The organism is Rathayibacter sp. VKM Ac-2762, assembly GCF_009866585.1.
Taxonomy (GTDB): domain Bacteria; phylum Actinomycetota; class Actinomycetes; order Actinomycetales; family Microbacteriaceae; genus Rathayibacter.
Map to the genome: position 1 here is coordinate 1,421,110 of NZ_CP047419.1, position 18,759 is coordinate 1,439,868.

Genomic DNA, 18,759 nt, shown 5'->3' on the forward strand with positions numbered 1-18,759 from the left:
CCCGCGGCGGCGGGCAGGGTGGTGGAGTGATCGCCTTCCCTCCGCCCGTGTACGTCGTGGCCGACGACGGAGTGAGACTGGCCACCTACTCCGTCGGCGAGGAGAGCGCCCCGACCGTCCTCGCCGTGCACGGCTTCGCCTCCCACGCCGTGCTCAACTGGGAGACGTCGGGCTGGCTGCGGACGCTGCACCGGGCCGGGTACCGCGTCGTCGCGCTCGACCAGCGCGGGCACGGCGCGAGCGAGAAGCCGCACCACTCCGACGCCTACAGCGTGGACGCCATGGTGGCCGACCTGGTGCGGGTGCTCGACTCCTACGACCTCGACGCGCCCCACGTGCTCGGGTACTCCCTCGGCGCCCGGATGAGCTGGGTGCTGGGGCTCGAGCACCCGGAGCGGCTCGCATCGCTGAGCCTCGGCGGGCTGACCGTGGGCGAGTCCCTCCGCTCCTTCGACGCGGAGGCGGCCCGGGCCCGCGTCGCCTCCGGCGGCGAGATCGACGACGGCTTCACCCGCGCCTTCATCGGCATGGCGGAGGGCGTGCAGGGCAACGACCTCGCAGCGCTGGTGGCGGTGGCCGACGGCGTCCGCGGCGGGGTGCACCCGGAGCACGGGCGGCACCCCGGCCTGCCGACGCTGCTCGTGACCGGCGGCGCGGATCCGATCGCTCCCGGCGGAGAGCTGCTGGCGGCGGAGGCGGGGGCGCGGTTCGTGAGCGTCCCCGGCCGCGACCACACCAGCACCGTGCCCGCGCGGGGCTTCAAGGACGCGGTGCTGGCGTTCCTGGCGGAGCAGCGCTGAGCCGGGCGGGAGCACCGCGAGCGCCGAGGCCCGCGGCGTAGCATCCCCCTCATGCAGGCGATCCGCATCGAGAACCCCGGCCCCGACTCCCGACTCGTGCTGGAGGAGGTGCCGACGCCCTCCCCCGGACCCGGCGAGGTCCTCGTCCGCGTCGCGGCCGCCGGCGTCAACCGCGCCGACCTCGGCCAGCGCGGCGGGGTCTACCCGCCGCCGCCCGGCGCCTCCGAGATCCTCGGCATGGAGGTGTCCGGCACGGTCGTCGCGCTCGGCGAGGACGCGACCGGGTTCGCGGAGGGCGACGAGGTCTGCGCGCTGCTCTCCGGCGGCGGCTACGCGGAGTACGTCGCGGTCGACGCGGGCCTGGTGCTGCCGGTGCCGGACGGCGTCGGCCTCGTCTCGGCCGCCGCCCTCCCGGAGACGACGTCCACCGTCTGGTCGAACCTCGTGATGGTGGCCGGGCTCGGATCCGGCGACACCGTCCTCCTCCACGGCGGCGGGAGCGGGATCGGGACCACGGGCATCCAGATCGCCGCCGCCCTCGGCGCCCGCGTCGCCGTCACGGCCGGCAGCGCCCGCAAGCTCGAGGCGTGCCGCGCGCTCGGCGCCGACGTCCTGATCGACTACCGCGAGGAGGACTTCGTCGAGCGGATCCGCGAGGCGACAGGCGGGCGCGGCGTCGACGTGATCCTCGACCCCGTCGGCGGCGACTACCTGGCCCGCGACCTGGAGGCGCTGGCTGTGGGCGGGCGCGTGGTGTTCATCGGCAACCAGTCCGGCGCGCTGGGCTCGCTCGACCTCGGGGTGCTGATGCGCAAGCGCGGGGCGGTGCACGCCACGACCCTCCGCGCCCGGCCCCTGGAGGAGCGGCGCGCGATCGTCGCGCGGGTGCGCGCGGAGGTCTGGCCGCTGGTCGCCGCCGGGACGGTGCGCCCGGTGGTGGACGAGGTGGTCCCGCTCGCCGAGGCCGAGCGGGCGCACGACGTGATGCGCTCCTCCGGCCACATCGGCAAGCTGCTGCTCACCCCGTGACGCCCCACACCGGAGGAGGCCCCCGCCGCCCGCGGTGAGCGGGAGCGGGGGCCTCCTCCGGTGATGCCCTCCGGCGGGCGTCAGACCGCGGAGCGCAGGAGTCCGAGCGAGCGGTTGATGCCGTCGACGTCGACCGCGGCCGGATCGAACGAGGCTCCGGCGGCGAGGCCGAGAGCCTCGAGCGCCTCCGCGTGGTCGGCCGAGGACGGGTCGGTCGCCGCCCGCACCGTGTCGGCCCAGGCCGCGGGGCCTCCCGGCACGTCGAGCGGAGCCGCGCCGCGCGCGCCCGTGCAGCGCGGCAGAGCCGACGACAGCGGCGCGATCGACTCCAGACGGATGACGTGGCGCCACTCGTCCTCGAGGTCGTAGACGTAGAAGAGCTCGTCCTGCTCCTGCTCGAGCACCTCGGCGAGCGCGACGCCCGCCTCGTCCACGAGGTCGGCGCCGAACTCCTCCGCGTCGGACGGCGAGCCGATCGGAGCCTGCTCCTCGTCGGGCACGCCCACGCTGAAGTAGTGCGGCTGCGCGTCGGTCCAGCCCAGCGAGAGCTGGAGCGCGAGGTGCAGATCGCGCAGCGACGACTCGGAGGAGAGCTCGAGGCGCCGCCAGACGACGGGCTTTGTCCCGAGCAGGGCGACGTGGAGCGCGTAGGCCGTCGCCGTGTCCTGGGTCGCCTCGTCGAGGATCTCGAGGCGGGTGGCCTCGCGCTCTCCGAGGAGGACGACCGTCGCGCGGACGACGGAGGCGAGGACGGGCGCCAGGCCCTCCGGCACCGCGTAGCCGAACTCGGGCGAGTGCAGCAGCAGCCCGAGCTCGGCGGTGTCGTCGAGCATCCGCTCGGCCGTGCCGACCATGCGCTCGCGCTCGTCGAGGGCCTCGTCGAGCGAGACTCCGGAGTCGGCTGCCAGCTCGTCGACCAGCTCGCCGACGACAAGGCCCGGGTGGATCTCGGCCTGGCAGGCTACCGCGATGCGGACCAGCACGGCGTCGGTGGTGGTGACCGCGCGCTCCTCCGGGGAGAAGGCACCGTCCTCGGTGTCGGCGGCCGCCAGCGCGGTCTGGGCGCTGAGGATCCACTGCTCGAGGAAGCGGGCGACGTAGGCGATGCGCTCGGCGGCGGCCTCGTGCGCGTCGGAGCTGCGCCAGAGCACGGCGGCCTCGCCGAGACCTGCGGCGGATCCCTCCTGCTCGAGCACGGCCGAGCCGACCAGCGCGTCCCACCAGGCCGAGACCGGGATGCGGACGGAGTCGTCGCTCGGGGTGGATCCCGCGGAGGAGATGCCCGCCTCGACCGCGATCTCGCGGGCGGCGCGCTCGGTGAGGGTCGCGCCGTCGTCGGCGGCGAGGTGCTCGACCACGACGTCGGCGGCGTGCACGAGAGCGGTGGCGCGCACGGCGGAGAGCTGCTCCTCGGCCGGGACCTCGTCGAGCTCGGCGAGGTCGTCGAGCACGGCCTCCACGAAGGAGCCGGCGAGGTCGAGGACCTCGTCGAGGACGGCCTGGCACTCGTCCAGCTCCTCGTCGGTGCCGGTCCAGAGGTCCTCGTCGGTGAGGAAGTCGAGGAAGTGCTCGACGACCTCGGCGACGGTGAAGAGGGTGTCGTCGAGGTCGGCCTCGCTCTCCTCCCCCGACAGGTCGGCCTCGATCTGGTCGAAGACGGCCTCGAGCAGCTCGGCGTCGGGCTGGGCGAAGGAGCCGCGCGGGCGCAGGTCGCGGGTCATCGCGAAGAGGTCGGTCAGCACCTCGACGGCCTCGTCGGCCTCGAGGTGCTCGTGCTGCATGCCCACCTCGGCGAGGTGCGAGCGGTACCAGCTGCGGAACCGCACCATCAGCGCGGTCTCGGCCGTGCGGCCGCCGCCCTGACCGCCGGACCCGCCCTGACCGCCTCCGGATCGTCCCTGGTTGCGCTTCTTGCCCATGATTCCTCCGCGACCGCTCCACTCACGACGAAGCGCTCCAGCCTACCCAGTGCGGGCGCGCGGCGGCACGCGCGGTCGCCCCCTGTTCACCCTGTGCGCACCGGGTCCGTTCCCTCTGATGCGGCCGATCGCCCGAGTCCCGGGATCAGCGCGCTGTGGGAGGCCTCGCCGCCCGGGCCCCTGCCACACGGGCCGCGATGATGAGAAATCTCGCAGCGATCGGGCGGCGAGGCTTGCGCTCGGACCCTCCGCTTCGGTGGAGTGTCCGGATGACCGACACGACGGACACCGCCGAGACCGCTCCCGGGAAGGCGTCGCTCAAGCGGGTGATCACCGGACCGCTGCTGTTCGCCTTCATCGTGGGCGACACGCTCGGAGCCGGCATCTACACCCTGGTCGGCACGATGGCGGAGGACGTGGGCGGCGTGATCTGGCTGCCGCTGCTGATCGCGCTGGTCGTCGCCCTGCTCACCGCGGGCACGTACGCCGAGCTGATCACCAAGTACCCGCACGCCGGAGGGGCGGCGCGCTACGTGGACCGCGCATTCGGGAAGCCGTACCTCTCGTTCCTGATCGGCTTCCTGATGATGGCCTCCGGCATCACGACGGCCGCCTCCCTGGCGAACGCGTTCGCGGGCGACTACCTCGGGGCTCTGCTGGACGTGCCGCCGATCCCCACCGCGATCGTCTTCATCGCGATCCTCACCCTGGTGAACCTGCGCGGGGTGAAGGAGTCGCTGACCGCGAACCTGGTCGCCTCGGTGATCGAGGTGAGCGGACTGGTCATCGTCATCGTCTGCGCCGCGGTCTTCTTCGGCTCCGGCGACGGCGACGCCTCCCGCGTGCTCGAGTTCAACCCCGACGTCGCTCCGCTGCAGGGGGCGTTCGCCGCCTCGATCGTCGCCTTCTTCTCGTTCCTCGGATTCGAGGCCGCGGCGAACATGGCCGAGGAGGTGCGGAACCCCTCGAAGGTCTACCCGCGGGCCCTCTTCGGTGCGCTGATCACCGCCGCCGTGGTCTATCTCCTGATCGCGCTCGGCGCCGTGATCGTGCTGCCGAACGACGAGCTCGCGGCCTCCAGCGGCCCCCTGCTGGACGTGGTCGCGGCGAGCGGAGTGGCGGTGCCGCCGTGGCTGTTCGGCCTGATCGCGCTGGTCGCCATCGCGAACGGCGCTCTGCTGTTCATGGTGATGGCGTCGCGGGTCGGCTTCGGGCTCGCCACCTCCGGGCTGCTGCCGAGCGCTTTCGGGAAGGTGCTGCCGGGCCGCCGCACGCCGTGGGTGTCGATCGTGGTCGTCGGCGGAGTGACGATGCTGCTCAGCCTGATCGGCGACGTCGGCACGCTCGCCGAGACGACGGTGCTGCTGCTCCTGCTGGTGTTCATCGCGGCGAACGTGTCGGTGCTGGTGCTGAAGAAGGACCGCGTCGACCACGCCCACTACTCCGTGCCGCGCGTGGTGCCGGTGCTCGCGACCATCGCGAGCGTGGTGCTGCTGACGCAGCAGACGGGCGTGGTCTGGCTGGCGACGGCGGGCTACGTGGTCGTGGGGACGCTGCTGTTCCTCGCCACCCGCCTGGGGAAGCGGAAGCACGCGGAGCGGACCCCGGACTGATCCGGGCCGGCGGCGATCCGTCGCGAACGGCCCGTCCGCGGATCCTTTGCGGGCCGTCCGCGACGGATCGATCGCGGGGGGCGGTGAGGAGTGGGATCGTGAGGCTATGACCGTCACGCTCGAGCCGATTCCCGCCGCCGCTCTCGCCGCCTGGATGCGGGTCCAGCGCTCGGCGTACATCGAGGACCGGATGCGGGCGGGCGACGACGAGGCGGCCGCGACCCGCAACGCCGACGCCTCGTACGAGAAGTACTTCCCGGGCGGCTCCCCCGCCGCCGGGCACGACGTGCTCCTCGTCTCCGAGGACGGCCGCGCGGTCGGGTCGCTCTGGCTCGGCCCGCACCCGAGCGGACTCGAGGGCGTCGGATACGTCTGGGACGTGCAGATCGACGCCGCCGAGCGCGGCCGCGGCCTCGGCCGGGCGGCGATGCTGCTCGCGGAGTCGCACGTCCGCTCCCAGGGCGGCTCCGCCCTCGCGCTAAACGTGTTCGGCTTCAACACCGCCGCGCGGGCTCTGTACGAGTCGCTCGGCTACGAGACGACGTCCCTGCAGATGCGCAAGCCGCTGGCCTGAGCGGGGCCGCTCGACGCCGGGCAGGGGCACGACCCGGTCGCGCAGAACGCCGCACGCCGTGCTCGAGGGCGGACGCCGACGGGCGCCCACCGACGAGCACGGCGGCGGTGGTGGAACCGCCGGAAATCAGCGGGACCCTGCGGTCAGCTCGTGGAGGCCACGGCGGTCGGGTCGCCGGTGCCGGACGGACGCGGGGCGTCACCCGATCCCGTCGCCACCGACGCGCCGGTCGGAACGACGGTGCCGCCGGTCGCCATCCCCCGGCCGAAGGCCTGGCCCTGGAGGATCGCGCCGAGGTCGACGCCGGTCGCCGACCTGACGCTGTCGAACGTCGCGGCGAGACCCGCCGCCTGCTCGCGCGCGATGTGGGTGCCGGCGGTGTCGCCGCCGATGAGCGTCACCGAGCCGACGTTCTGGTAGCCCTTCGCGAACTCGGCCATGAGCGAGGGCAGCTGCCCGATGAGCTCGCGACCCAGGATCGCCTCCTGGTTCTCGCGGAGCGCCTCCGCCTCGGCCGCGATGGCCGCCGCGCTCGCCTCGCCCTTCGCGCGGATGGCCTCCGCCTCGGCGGTCGCATTCGCGCGCAGCGCCTCGGCCTCGGCGCCCGCCTTGGCCCGCAGTGCGTGGGCCTCGGCCTCGGCGCGGGCGCTCACGGCGGCGGCCTCGGCGGCGGCGGACGCCTGGCGCGCCTCCGCCTGGCGCTGGACGGCGTAGGCCTCGGCGTCGGAGACCTGCTGCGCGACCTGGCGGTCCGTCTCGGCCTTCTTCTCGCGTCCGTAGGCGTCGGCGTCGGCCTCGGTCTGACGGCGGTACTTCTCGGCGTCCGCGACGCGCTTGACGTCGGCGTCGAGCTCGGCCTGCCGGTTCTCGGCGCGCTGCACGAGGACGGCCTGCTCGCGCTCGGCGCGGGCCAGGTTCTCGGCCTGCTCGGCCTCGGCGTTGGCGCGGCCGACCTCGGACTTCGCGGCGGCGGTGTTCTTGTCGTAGGCAGTCTGCTCGATCAGGTTCGCCTCGTCCGTGGCCAGCTGGCGAGCCTTGACCTCGCGGGCCGCGTTGATCCGCGCGACGTCGGCCTCGCGGCGGACGCGCTCGATCTCCTGCGCACCGAGCGCCTCGATGTAGCCGTTGCGGTCGGTGACGCCCTGGATGGCGAAGGAGTCGAGCACGAGGCCCTGGGCGAGCAGGTCGCCCTTGATGCCCTCGGCGATCTCGTCTCCCAGCTTCTGCCGGTCCTGCATGACCTCCTCGACGCTGAGCTTCGCGACGACGCCGCGGAGGGCGCCCTCGAGCTGCTCGGTGGTGAAGACGTCGATCGACTGGTCCTGCGACGCGAAGCGCTCGGCGGCGGCGCGGACCTGGTCGGCCGTGGACCCGATCTTGACCAGGGCGACGCCCGCGAGGTGGATGGTCACGCCGTTCTTGGTCTGCGCGACCGGCTCCATCTTGATCTGGCGGGAGCGCAGCGAGATGCGGTCGGACCGCTGGGTCAGCTTGTTCACGAACGCGCCGCCGCCGGTGATGACGGTCATGTTCGAGGTGAGGCCGTCCTCGCCCTTCTGCTTCTTCCCGACGATCACGATCGCCTCGTCGGCCTGCGGCACCTGGTACCAGGCGCGGAAGAGGAAGAAGCCGATGAGGGCGATCAGCAGGAGTGCGCCGACGGCGACTCCGGCGAGGACGATCCAGAGGAGATCCGGTTCCATGGGCGGGCGACCTTTCGTCCGACCCGCGCGACGCGGGTACCTGAGAGACGTACAGGTTCCATCGTGTCACAGCGCCTCGGACGGCCGCGTCGGCCGGAGGGGGGATACTGCGGACGCCGCCGAGAGCGGTTCGCGAGGGGGCGGGCCCGGACGAGGCCGCCACGAACGAGGGCGTCGCGCGGAGTGCCGCGGAGGAGATCAGTGCTGGGGTACCTGGACTCGAACCAAGAACAACTGAACCAGAATCAGCCGTGTTGCCAATTACACCATACCCCAATGGTCATCCGGAGGTGATCCCGGGACCAGGCGGCGACCGGATCGAGACCCGAGCGCCGAGAGACGACAGTACCCTACGCGGGCATCCCGCTCAAATCGAGCCGCGGACGACGCTGCCCTCGGACTCCGGGGCGGCCTCGCCGAGGCGGGCGCGGACGAGGTCGCGGTTGATCGCGGAGGCGACCTGGGCGCCCGATCCGGCGGCGACGATCAGCTGCTGCGGGCCGGGAGGGGTGACCTCGCCGGCGGCGTAGAGGCCGGGGACGGACGTGCGGCCACCGGCGTCGACGCGGAGGAAGCCGTCGGCGTCGCGGTCGGGGCCGGCCGCGTCCAGGTAGTCCAGCGCGGGCGTCCAGACGGGGCGGACGAACGCGCCGGTGCGCGGCACGACGTCGCCGTCGACGAGGCGGACGCCGGTCATCTCGGCGCGCTCCCCGGCGAGGTCGGCGACCGGGCGCCGGTCGACCCGGATGCCGATGGAGGCGAGCAGCGACTCGTCGGCGTCGCTCACCGTCCCGACGCCGTTGGTGAAGACGATCAGGTCGGTCGACCACTGCGAGAGGAGCATGGCCCGCTCCGCGAGGTCGTCGGTCTCGCCGATCAGGGCGAGCGCCTCCCCCGCCTTCTCGTAGCCGTCGCACTCCATGCAGCTGTGCACGGCGGTGCCGTAGTAGGCGCGCAGGCTCGGGAGCGCGGGCGGCGTCTCGAGGAGCCCCGCGGCGACCACGACGGCGGTGGCGACGACGGAGCGGTCCGCGCTGCCGCGCACGCCGCGCGCGCCGACCACGAACTCGCCGCCGGAGCGCTCGACCGACGTGACGAGGGCGTTGTGCACCTCGGCGGCCTCGTAGCGCTCGAACTCCTCGCGGCCGAGGCGGCGCAGCTCGAGCGGCGAGATGCCGTCGCGGGTGAGGAACCCGTGCGAGTGCAGGGTCGCAGCGTTCCGCGGGCGGTTGCTGTCGAGCAGCAGCACGCTGCGGCGCGCCCGGACGAGGTTGAGCGCGGTCGAGAGCCCGGCGGGGCCCCCGCCGATCACGACGACGTCGTAGCGTCCGCCGACCGTCTCCGCCACGGTCAGGCCTGCCGGGAGGTGCCGAGGTGAGCGCCCAGGCGGTCGAGGCGGGCGATCGACTCCTGCTTGCCGAGGATCTCCATCGACTCGAACAGCGGCGGCGAGACGCGGCGTCCGGAGACCGCCGTGCGCAGCGGCCCGTAGGCGATGCGGGGCTTGAGGCCGAGGCCCTCGATCAGCGCGGAGGCGAGCGCCTCCTGGATCGAGGCCGTCAGCCACTCGGACGCGGGGACGAGCTCGAGGGCGCCGATCGAGGCGGCGAGCACCTCGCCGGCGTTCGCGGGCAGGCCCTTCAGCGCGTCCTCGTCGTACTCGAGCGCCTCGGACGCGGTGAAGAGGAACCCGAGCATGCCGGGGGCCTCCCCGAGCAGGCCGATCCGCTCCTGCACGAGGGGCGCGGCGGCGTCGAGCACCGCGCGCTGCTCGGCGGTCGGCTCGCCCGCGAGCACTCCGGCCGCCACGAGGTACGGGATCGTCCGCTCGGTGAAGTCGTCGACGGCCAGGAGGCGGATGTGGTCGCCGTTGATCGACTCGGCCTTCTTGAGGTCGAAGCGGGCCGGATTGGGGTTCACGTCGGCGACGTCGAAGGCGGCGACCATCTCGTCGATCGAGAAGACGTCGCGGTCGTGCGTGAGCGACCAGCCGAGCAGGGCGAGGTAGTTGACCAGGCCCTCCGGGATGAAGCCGCGGTCGCGGTGGTGGAAGAGGTTCGAGGACGGGTCGCGCTTGGAGAGCTTCTTGCTGCCGTCGCCCATCACGTAGGGGAGGTGCCCGAAGCGCGGGACGAAGGTCGTCACTCCGATGTCGATCAGCGCGTGGTACAGCGCGATCTGCCGGGCGGTCGAGGGGAGGATGTCCTCGCCGCGCAGCACGTGGGTGATCTGCATGATCGCGTCGTCGACCGGGTTCACCAGCGTGTAGAGCGGCTGGCCGTTGGGGCGCACCACGACGAAGTCGCTGAAGGAGCCCGCGGGGAACGTGATCGGGCCGCGGACCAGGTCGTCGAAGGACAGGTCGGCGTCCGGCACGCGCAGGCGCAGCGCCGGGGCGCGGCCCTCGGCGCGGAAGGCGGCGCGCTGCTCCTCGGTGAGGTCGCGGTCGTGGTTGTCGTACCCGTGCTGCTTCGCGCGGCCGGCCGCCTCGTTGCGCGCATCGATCTCCTCGGCCGTGGAGTAGCTCTCGTAGAGGTGCCCCGACGCCGTCAGCCGCGCGATCACGTCGAGGTAGACGTCGGTGCGCTCGGACTGCCGGTACGGGCCGTGCGGGCCGCCGACCCCGACGCCCTCGTCCCAGTCGAGCCTCAGCCAGCGCAGCGCGTCGAGGATCTGCTCGACGCTCTCCTCGCTGTCGCGGGCGGCGTCCGTGTCCTCGATGCGGAAGACGAACGTGCCGCCGGTGTGGCGCGCGTACGCCCAGTTGAAGAGGGCGGTGCGGATGAGGCCGACGTGCGGGGTCCCGGTCGGCGACGGGCAGAAGCGGACGCGGACGTCGCTCCCGGTCGCGGTCGTGAACGGGTGCGCGTCCGGCGCGCTTTCCAGGGGCGGGGTGAGCTCAGACATACGAGGCCGATCCTACCGGCGGGAGGCGGTGCGGCGCCCGGGACCGCGGGGGTGGCAGCGCCTCGACCGCGGGCACGGACCCGCCTCGCGGGCAGTGCTTCTACCGGACAGCACTGCTCCGAGTCAACGGACTCCCGGAGCGGGCAGGAGCAGTGGTGCGCTGACCTCGGGCCTCTCGTCGAGAGGGCCTGAGCGCCGCACCGCAGGCCGCGCCGGGCCTCCGCGCGAGCGTGCCCGGAAGGAGCACTGATGAGCACGATCGATCTCGACACCCGCACCGACCGTCCGAGCGTCCTCACCGAGGCGGCGCGGGAGGAGAAGGACGCCCGCACGCTCTCGCTCTTCCAGGCGGCTGTGAGCGCGGAGGCCGCCGAGGGCGCGCGCATCCGCGAGCGCATCGTGCTCGACCACCTGGGCCTGGCCGAGGCCATGGCCCGCCGGGTCTCCCGGAGCGGAGGCGACTGGGCGGATCTGCGCCAGGTCGCCTACGTGGGCCTCGTGAAGGCCGCCCGCCGCTTCACTCCCGAGCGCGGCGACAGCTTCGCCGCGTTCGCCGTCCCCACGATCACCGGCGAGCTCAAGCGCCACCTCCGCGACCTCGGCTGGATGATCCGGCCGCCGCGCGGCGTGCAGGAGCTGCACCGCCGCTCCGCCGTCGTCGCCGACGAGCTCGCGCAGGAGCTCGGCCGTCACCCCACCGACCAGGAGATCGCCCGCCGCCTCGGAGTGGACGCGACGGAGGTGGCCGACGCGCGCCTCGCGGGGCATCCGCTCTCCCTCGACGAGACCGTGGGCGAGGGGGGCGTCGGCCTGGGCGACACCCTCGGCGGCGAGGACGACCGGCTGCTCGAGATCGACCGGCGGCACGGGCTCGCCGAGGCCCTCGCCGAGCTCGAGGAGGGCCAGCGCGAGCTCCTGCGGATGCGCTTCGTCGAGGAGCGGACCCAGCAGCAGATCGCCGACGCGCTGGGGACGACGCAGATGCAGGTCTCGCGCCTGCAGCGGCGGATCCTCGCGCAGCTCGCCGACCGGCTCGGCGCCCCCTCGCGCAGCCATCAGCCGCGCGCTCCCCGGGCCCGCGTGGCCACGGTCACTCCGGTCCGACCGGCGACGCGGCTGAAGTCCGCCTGAGGTGGGCCTCGGCACGCGACGGGAGCGACGCGAGGGCGGCGAGGACGTCGTCGACCTGGACCGCGAGCAGCGCCGGGTCCGGCTCGGCGGAGAAGACGTCGCCTCGGCGGAGGGAGGCGTCGGTCAGCACGACGTGCGGACCCGAGGCCGGAGGGCCCCAGGCCTCGGGCGGTGCCGGACCGAAGATCACGACCGAGGGGACGCCGTACGCGGAGGCGAGGTGCGCGGCTCCGGTGTCGACGGTCACCACGACCTCGGCGGCCGCGACGACCGCGGCGAACCCGCTGAGCGCGAGCTCCCCCGCCAGCACCTCGCCCGTGCCGGCGAGCTCGGCGACGCGGCGGGCGCGGTCGGCCTCGTTCGCGCCCCCGGTGTAGACGACGCGGTGCCCCTCGGCGGTGAGGGAGCGGGCCACCGCGGCGAAGCGCTCCTCCGGCCACTCGCGCGAGCCGTAGAAGGCCCCGATGTGCACGACGGCGGCTCCGGGGGCCGAGGCGGGCTCCTCCGGGACGGCGATCGCGACGTCCTCGGGGTCGGCGTCGAGACCGATCGAGTTCACCAGGCGGGCCCAGCGGGCGCGCTCGAGCTCGCCGTCGATCCAGAGCGGCCGCGGGTCCTCCGGGCCCGCGCCCGGGTCCAGCGCCGGGACGCGGAACTCGAGCGTGCGCTCGGGCGCGATCTCGCGCAGCCGCAGCCGCGACTCCGGGCCGTTGCCGTGGAGGTTCACGCCGAGCTCGACCCGGCCGGCGGCCATCGGCAGCGGGTCGTCGAGTCCGCGGAGGGTGGGCACGAGCGCGTCCAGGCCCTCGACCAGGTCGACGATCGGCTCGAGCCAGGGCGTGGTCGCCATGATCAGCCGGTGGTCCGGGAAGCCTCGGCGCAGGGCCTTGAGCGCCGGGACGGCGACGAGCAGGTCGCCGAGCTTGAGGGCGCGCAGCGCGAGGATCTCCGGAGTCCCGTCCGGGGCGGTGAGAGCGCGCACGGCGCCTCCTTCCTGTCGGAGTCCCCGTACCCCGCTGCGCGCACCTCAGACGCGCCGCCCGCAGATGCGAGCGACGCGCCCGGACGGACCGACTTCTCCGGAAGGGGGTTTACATCCCCGGTCGAGGGGTACGAGGAGAAGGTGAACGACTCCTCCTCCCGGAGCGCCGACGAGCGCGCGAGGGCCCCGCGCCTGCGGGGGATCCTCTTCGACCGCGATGCGACGCTCGTGGTCGACGTGCCCTACAACGGCGACCCGGCGCAGGTCTCCCCGATGCCCACCGCCCTCGCCGCGGTCGAGCGGGCGCGCGAGGCGGGGCTGGCCGTGGGCGTGGTCACCAACCAGTCCGGGATCGCCCGCGGGATCATCGACCGCGGCCAGGCCGACGCGGTGAACCGGCGCGTGGACGAGCTCTTCGGCGGCTTCGACGTGTGGATGCTCTGCCCCCACGGCCCGGAGGACGGCTGCTCCTGCCGGAAGCCCCGGCCCGGCATGGTGCTCGGCGCCGCCGAGCAGCTGGGACTGCCGGCCCGATCCCTCGCCGTGATCGGCGACATCGGGGCCGACGTCGGCGCCGCCGCCGCGGCCGGCGCCCGTGGAGTGCTGGTGCCGACTCCGATCACCCGCGCCGAGGAGGTGGACGCCGCTCCGCTGCAGGCGGCGACGCTCCTCGAGGCGGTCGAGCTGCTGCTCGCGATGCAGCCCGACGAGGACGCCGAGTGAGGCGCCGCGTGCTCGTCGCCCGCCTGGACAGCGCAGGGGACGTCCTGCTGTGCGGACCCGCTGTCCGCGCGATCGCGGCCGACGCCGAGGTGCTGCTGCTGAGCGGTCCGCAGGGAGCGCCCGCGGCCGCGCTGCTGCCGGGTCCCTCCTCCGTCCGCACCTGGTGGTGCCCGTGGATCGGCGACGCCTCCCGCCCCGTCGACGCCGAGCTCGTCGACGAGCTGCGCGCGATCGTCGAGGAGTTCGCGCCGGACGAGGCCGTGATCCTCACCTCCTTCCACCAGTCGCCGCTTCCGCTGGCCCTGCTGCTCCGCCTCGCCGGTGTCGCCCGCATCACGGGCGCCTCGGTCGACTTCGCGGGCGCCCTGCTCGATGTGCGCCTCGTCCCGGGCGAGACCCTCGAGGAGGACCAGCCGGAGCCGGAGCGCGCGCTCGCGATCGCGGCGGCGGCCGGCTTCGCGCTGCCCGCCGGCGACGACGGACGGCTCCGCGTGCGCCGCGAGGGCGTGCTGCCCGCCGCTCTCGGGGGGATCGGCCCCTACGCGGTCGTGCACCCCGGGGCAGCCGTCCCAGCCCGCGCCTGGCCCGCGGCGAACGCGGCCCGCGCCGTCGAGCTGCTGGCGGACGCGGGCCTCGCCGTCGTCGTCACCGGCGGCCCGGGCGAGCGCTCCCTCACGGCCGAGGTCGCGGGCACCCGCGGCATCGACGTCGGCGGGGCCACCGACTTCGCCGACGCCGCCGAGGTGCTGGCCGGCGCCGACGTCGTGATCTGCGGCAACACCGGCCCCGCGCACCTCGCCGCCGCGGTCGGCACCCCCGTGGTGAGCCTCTTCGCGCCGGTCGTCCCGGCCGTGCGCTGGGCGCCCTACGGCGTCCCGGTCGCGCTGCTCGGCGACCAGGAGGCGCCCTGCGCCGGCTCGCGCGCCCGCGTGTGCCCCGTCCCCGGCCATCCGTGCCTCGCGGAGGTGAGCGCCGAGGAGGCGGTCGCCGCCGCCCTCCGACTCCGACCCACGACTTCCCCGAGAGAGGCCATCGCATGAGGATCCTGCTCTGGCACGTGCACGGCGGCTGGGCGGACGCCTTCGTCCGCGGCGCCCACACCTACCTGCTCCCCACGACTCCGGCCCGCGACGGCTGGGGCCTGGGCACCGGCGGCCGCGACTGGCCGAGCGCCGTCGAGATCGCCCCCGAGGAGCTGCACGACGCCGACGTCGACGCGGTCCTCCTCCAGAGGCCCGAGGAGCTCGCCGAGGCCGAGCGCCTGCTCGGGCGACGCCTCGGCCGCGACGTGCCCGCCGTCTACGTGGAGCACAACACCCCCCGCGGGGACGTGCCGGACAACCGCCACCCGCTCGCCGACCGCGACGACCTGCTGATCGTCCACGTCACCCACTTCAACGCCCTGATGTGGGACACCGGATCGACGCGGACGACGGTGATCGAGCACGGGATCCACGACCCGGGTCCCCTCTACACCGGCGAGCTGCCGCACTTCGGCGTGGTCGTCAACGAGCCCGTCCGCCGGGGCCGGGTCGCCGGGACCGACCTGCTCCCCCGCTTCGGCGCCGTCGCTCCGCTGGACGTCTTCGGAATGAAGACCGACCGGCTCGCCGAGCTGCCGGGTCTGGAGGACGTGACGGTCCTCGGCGACGTCCGCACGCAGGCGATGCACGCGGCCCTGGCCCGCCGCCGGGTCTACCTGCACCCGTTCCGCTGGACCTCCCTCGGCCTCGCGCTGCTGGAGGCGATGCACCTCGGGATGCCCGTCGTCGCGCTCGACGTGACGGAGGCGGGGCGCGCCGTCCCGCCCGAGGCCGGAGCGGTCTCGAACGACCTCGACGCCCTCGTCGCCTCGGCCCGGGCGCTCGTCGAGGACCCGGACCGCGCCGCCCGCGCCGGCGCCGTCGCCCGCGAGGCCGCGCTCGCGCGCTACGGCCTCGCCCGGTTCCACCGCGACTGGGACGAGGTCCTCGCCGACCTCCCCGGACGCCGGTCGCCGGAGCCCGCTCTGGAAGGGAGCACCCGATGAAGCAGCACCTCTCCGCCGCGCCCGCGCTGACGATCGCCATGGTCTCGGAGCACGCGAGCCCGCTGGCGACCCTCGGCGGCGTCGACGCCGGCGGCCAGAACGTCCACGTGGCGGCGCTCGCCGACGCGCTCGCCCGCCGCGGCCACCGCGTCGTCGTCTACACCCGCCGCGACGACCCCTCCCTCCCCCGGCGCGTGCCCTTCACCTCGGGAGTCGAGGTCGTGCACATCGACGCCGGACCGCCGCGCCGGGTGTCCAAGGACGAGCTGCTGCCCTTCATGGGCGACTTCGCCGTCGACCTCGCCGAGGAGTGGCTGCAGGAGCGGCCGGACCTCGTGCACAGCCACTTCTGGATGTCCGGGGTCGCCGCGCTCGACGCCTCCGAGCGGGTGGAGCGAGCCACGGGTCGGCGCGTGCCCGTCCTCCACACCTTCCACGCGCTGGGCGTGGTCAAGCGCCGCCAGCAGGGCGCGCTCGACACCAGCCCCGAGGAGCGCGCCTGGCTCGAGCCCGGAGTGGGTCAGAAGGCCGACGGCGTCGTCGCCACCTGCTCGGACGAGGCTTTCGAGCTCAAGGGGCTCGGCGTGCCGACCTCGCGCATCTCGGTGGTGCCCTGCGGAGTCGACATCGACCGGTTCTCGGTCGAGGGCCCGGTCGCGCCGCGCGGCGAGCGCTCGCGGCTGATGACCATCGGACGCCTGGTGCCGCGCAAGGGCATGGGCATCGCGATCGAGGCGCTCGCGCACCTGGTCGCGGCCGGCCACGACGCCGAGCTCGTCGTCGTCGGGGGCTCCGGCTCCGGCGACGCGCTGACGGCGGACCCCGAGTACCAGCGGCTGCACGGCGTGGCCGCGAGCCTCGGCGTCGCGGACCGCGTCGACTTCGTCGGCCAGCTCTCGCAGACCGAGATGCCCGCGATGCTCCGCTCGGCCGACGTCGTGGTCTGCGCGCCCTGGTACGAGCCGTTCGGCATCACTCCGCTCGAGGCGATGGCCTGCGGCGTACCGGTCGTCGCCTCCTCCGTGGGCGGCCTGATCGACACCGTGGTCGAGGACGTCACCGGGGTCCACGTGCCTCCGCGAGACCCGGTCGCCCTGGCCGCCGCCCTCGGCTCGCTGCTGGAGGACCCCGACCGCGCCCGCGCCTACGGGACCGCCGGCCGCGAGCGCGTCGAGTCCCGCTACTCCTGGGACCGCGTCGCCGCCGACACCGAGCGCGCCTACGTCACGACCCTCGCCGGCCTCGGCGACGAGTCGCTCCTCACCGGCGCCACGAGCGCACCCTCATCCCCCACCACCCGGAAGGCGGCTCCGCGACGATGACCATCGACAGTGCGACCATCGACACCGTTCTGGACACCCCGGCCGACGCCGCCCGGCGCCTCGTCGACGACCACGTGGCGCGCGCGCTCGACGCGGTCGCGCAGCTGGAGCGCCACTCCGACAGGATCGCCGCCTGGGGCGTCGAGCTCGCCGACCGCCTGCACTCCGGCGCGCGCCTGCTCGCCGCGGGCAACGGCGGCTCCGCGGCCGAGGCGCAGCACCTCACCGCCGAGCTCGTCGGCCGCTTCGACGGCGACCGCGTCCCCTTCTCCGCCATCTCGCTGCACGCCGAGACGTCGAGCCTGACCGCGATCGGCAACGACTACGGCTTCGACCACGTGTTCTCGCGCCAGGTCACCGCGCACGCCCGCGCGGGCGACATCGTGGTCCTGCTCTCCACCAGCGGACGCAGCGCGAACCTCCTCCACGCCGCGGAGGCCGCCCGTGCGGCGGGCGCCCGGTCGTGGGCGCTGACCGGCGAGGGGCCGAACCCGCTCACCGAGCTCTGCGACGAGGCGATCGCCCTCGAGGGCCACGGCTCCAACGTGCAGGAGGCGCAGCTGGTGCTCGTGCACGCGCTCTGCCGGGCCTTCGAGCACCGGATCCGCGCGCGGACGGCGGCCGCCTCGTGAGCCGCCTGCGCCTCGTCGTCGTCGGCGACGTGATGCTCGACGTCGACCTCTCCGGACCCGCCGAGCGGCTGAGCCCGGACGCCCCCGTCCCCGTGGTCGACGTGTCGGCCCGCAGCGCCCGCGCCGGCGGTGCCGGGCTCGTCGCCCGGATGCTCGCCCGCGACGGGCACGAGGTGACGCTGGTGACCGCGCTCGCCGAGGACTCGGATCCGGACGTGGCGGAGCTGCGCGCCGAGCTGTCCGGCGTCCGCCTGGTCGCCGGGCCCTCGGGAGCGCCGACGCCGGTGAAGACCCGCGTCGCCGCCTCCGGCCAGGCCGTCGTGCGGATCGACCGCGGCTGCGAGACGCCGCCCGTCCCCGGCGTCACCGACGCGATGCTCGCCGCGCTCGCCGACGCCGACGCCGTGATCGTCGCCGACTACGGCCGCCGCCTGACCGAGGAGCCGTCGCTCCGCACGGCGCTCGACGCGCTCACCGTGCCGCTGGTGTGGGATCCGCACCCGCGGGGCTCGCAGCCGGTCGCCGCCACCTCCCTCGCCACCCCGAACCTGGCCGAGGCCACCGCCTTCTCGGGAGCCGTCGGCCGCGGAGTGACGCGCGCCGAGTCCGCCGCGACCACCCTCCTCGAGCGCTGGGGCTGCGGTGCGGTCACCGTGACGATGGGATCCTCCGGCGCCCTGCTGCGCTCCCGCGGCGCCGGCGTCCCGGTCGTCGCACCGGCCGTCGCCGTGCCGCCCACCGACCCGTGCGGCGCGGGCGACCGGTTCGCCGCGTCCGCCGCCGTCGCCCTCGCCGAGGGTGCGAGCACGTCGGAGGCGGTGCAGGCGGCGGTCGCCGCAGCCGGCGCCTACCTCCTCGCGGGAGGGGTCGCCTCCCTCTCCGCTCCCGCCGACCCCGCACCCCTCCACGGCGGCGGGGTGGACGCCCTGCGCGTCGCCGAGTCCGTCCGCGCGGCAGGAGGAACGGTGGTCGCGACGGGCGGCTGCTTCGACCTGCTCCACGCCGGCCACGCCCGCACCCTCTCCGCAGCACGCGCTCTCGGCGACTGCCTGATCGTCTGCCTCAACTCGGACGACTCCGTCCGGCGCCTCAAGGGCGCGGCACGGCCGATCATCCCCGAGGACGACCGCGTCGACCTGCTGCTCGCGCTCGAGTGCGTCGACGCCGTGCTGGTCTTCGGCGAGGACACGCCGGACGAGGCGCTGCGCCGCATCCGCCCCGACGTCTGGGTGAAGGGCGGCGACTACTCCGCCGAGTCCCTCCCCGAGACGGCGACGGTGGCGGAGTGGGGCGGCCGGGTCCTGACCGTGCCGTACCACCCGGGCCGCTCGACCACCCATCTCGCCGCCGCGCTCGCGCGTGTCGGCTGACCCGCGGCCCACGAGGCCCGCAGAC

At 74.7% G+C, this 18,759-nt stretch carries 16 protein-coding genes and 1 tRNA gene; 11 read left to right on the top strand and 6 right to left on the bottom strand.

Going from position 1 to position 18,759, the window contains the following annotated elements; genetic code table 11:
* Positions 1–26 precede the first annotated feature (26 nt).
* A complete protein-coding gene (locus GTU71_RS06735; protein WP_159939526.1) occupies positions 27–800 on the top strand; it encodes an alpha/beta hydrolase in 774 nt (257 codons plus the stop codon).
* A gap of 51 nt (positions 801–851) precedes the next feature.
* Positions 852–1,829 carry an NAD(P)H-quinone oxidoreductase gene (locus tag GTU71_RS06740; RefSeq protein WP_104255551.1) on the top strand — a complete coding sequence of 326 codons (978 nt, stop codon included), beginning with the start codon at positions 852–854 and terminating at the stop codon, positions 1,827–1,829.
* Positions 1,830–1,909: 80 nt separating this feature from the next.
* Here GTU71_RS06740 and GTU71_RS06745 read toward each other — a convergent pair whose 3' ends face one another.
* Entirely contained in the window at positions 1,910–3,748 is a 1,839-nt protein-coding gene (locus tag GTU71_RS06745; RefSeq protein WP_104337401.1) for a plasmid pRiA4b ORF-3 family protein, read from the bottom strand.
* Between the two features lie 269 nt (positions 3,749–4,017).
* Here GTU71_RS06745 and GTU71_RS06750 point away from each other — a divergent pair, with 269 nt between their 5' ends.
* Both GTU71_RS06750 and GTU71_RS06755 read left to right on the top strand, forming a co-directional pair.
* Positions 4,018–5,361 (top strand): APC family permease, encoded by a 1,344-nt coding sequence (locus GTU71_RS06750; RefSeq protein WP_104226270.1) that lies wholly within the window; start codon positions 4,018–4,020, stop codon positions 5,359–5,361.
* 106 nt (positions 5,362–5,467) lie between these two features.
* Positions 5,468–5,935, top strand: coding sequence for a GNAT family N-acetyltransferase (locus GTU71_RS06755; protein WP_159939527.1), 468 nt, complete (start codon positions 5,468–5,470; stop codon positions 5,933–5,935).
* A 143-nt stretch (positions 5,936–6,078) separates the two neighbouring features.
* On the opposite strand, the gene GTU71_RS06760 is transcribed toward GTU71_RS06755, so the two are convergent.
* The 4 genes from GTU71_RS06760 to gltX form a co-directional block, all read right to left on the bottom strand.
* Positions 6,079–7,638, bottom strand: a complete 1,560-nt coding sequence (locus tag GTU71_RS06760; RefSeq protein WP_104226268.1) for an SPFH domain-containing protein — start codon at positions 7,636–7,638, stop codon at positions 6,079–6,081.
* Between the two features lie 204 nt (positions 7,639–7,842).
* A tRNA-Gln gene (locus tag GTU71_RS06765) sits at positions 7,843–7,914 on the bottom strand.
* 91 nt (positions 7,915–8,005) lie between these two features.
* Positions 8,006–8,986, bottom strand: a complete 981-nt coding sequence (locus tag GTU71_RS06770; RefSeq protein ID WP_104276156.1) for an NAD(P)/FAD-dependent oxidoreductase — start codon at positions 8,984–8,986, stop codon at positions 8,006–8,008.
* 2 nt (positions 8,987–8,988) lie between these two features.
* Positions 8,989–10,545: a glutamate--tRNA ligase gene (gltX, locus tag GTU71_RS06775; RefSeq protein ID WP_159939528.1), complete on the bottom strand. Its 1,557-nt coding sequence runs from the start codon at positions 10,543–10,545 to the stop codon at positions 8,989–8,991.
* A 249-nt stretch (positions 10,546–10,794) separates the two neighbouring features.
* Here gltX and GTU71_RS06780 point away from each other — a divergent pair, with 249 nt between their 5' ends.
* The gene (locus GTU71_RS06780; RefSeq protein WP_159939529.1) at positions 10,795–11,676 is read left to right on the top strand and encodes a sigma-70 family RNA polymerase sigma factor; all 882 of its coding nucleotides are present in this window, start codon (positions 10,795–10,797) and stop codon (positions 11,674–11,676) included.
* On the opposite strand, the gene GTU71_RS06785 is transcribed toward GTU71_RS06780, so the two are convergent.
* Positions 11,636–12,658: a glycosyltransferase family 9 protein gene (locus GTU71_RS06785; protein WP_159939530.1), complete on the bottom strand. Its 1,023-nt coding sequence runs from the start codon at positions 12,656–12,658 to the stop codon at positions 11,636–11,638. The two genes, GTU71_RS06780 and GTU71_RS06785, sit on opposite strands and share 41 nt — an antisense overlap.
* 141 nt (positions 12,659–12,799) lie before the next feature.
* On the opposite strand from GTU71_RS06785, the gene GTU71_RS06790 reads away from it, so the two are divergent.
* From GTU71_RS06790 to GTU71_RS06815, 6 genes are read left to right on the top strand one after another with little or no spacing between them, the layout of a single operon-like run.
* Positions 12,800–13,381: an HAD-IIIA family hydrolase gene (locus tag GTU71_RS06790; RefSeq protein ID WP_104226264.1), complete on the top strand. Its 582-nt coding sequence runs from the start codon at positions 12,800–12,802 to the stop codon at positions 13,379–13,381.
* The gene (locus GTU71_RS06795; protein ID WP_159939531.1) at positions 13,378–14,421 is read left to right on the top strand and encodes a glycosyltransferase family 9 protein; all 1,044 of its coding nucleotides are present in this window, start codon (positions 13,378–13,380) and stop codon (positions 14,419–14,421) included. Before GTU71_RS06790 ends, GTU71_RS06795 begins: the two co-directional genes overlap by 4 nt.
* Complete coding sequence (locus GTU71_RS06800; RefSeq protein ID WP_104233231.1) at positions 14,418–15,410, top strand: glycosyltransferase; 993 nt, start codon at positions 14,418–14,420, stop codon at positions 15,408–15,410. The genes GTU71_RS06795 and GTU71_RS06800 overlap by 4 nt, the downstream gene beginning before the upstream one ends.
* Positions 15,411–15,436: 26 nt before the next feature.
* Positions 15,437–16,732, top strand: a complete 1,296-nt coding sequence (locus tag GTU71_RS06805) for a glycosyltransferase (protein WP_159941128.1) — start codon at positions 15,437–15,439, stop codon at positions 16,730–16,732.
* The gene (locus GTU71_RS06810; protein WP_159939532.1) at positions 16,729–17,364 is read left to right on the top strand and encodes an SIS domain-containing protein; all 636 of its coding nucleotides are present in this window, start codon (positions 16,729–16,731) and stop codon (positions 17,362–17,364) included. Before GTU71_RS06805 ends, GTU71_RS06810 begins: the two co-directional genes overlap by 4 nt.
* Positions 17,365–17,369: 5 nt before the next feature.
* A complete protein-coding gene (locus tag GTU71_RS06815; protein ID WP_104239116.1) occupies positions 17,370–18,734 on the top strand; it encodes a PfkB family carbohydrate kinase in 1,365 nt (454 codons plus the stop codon).
* Positions 18,735–18,759: the final 25 nt, after the last annotated feature.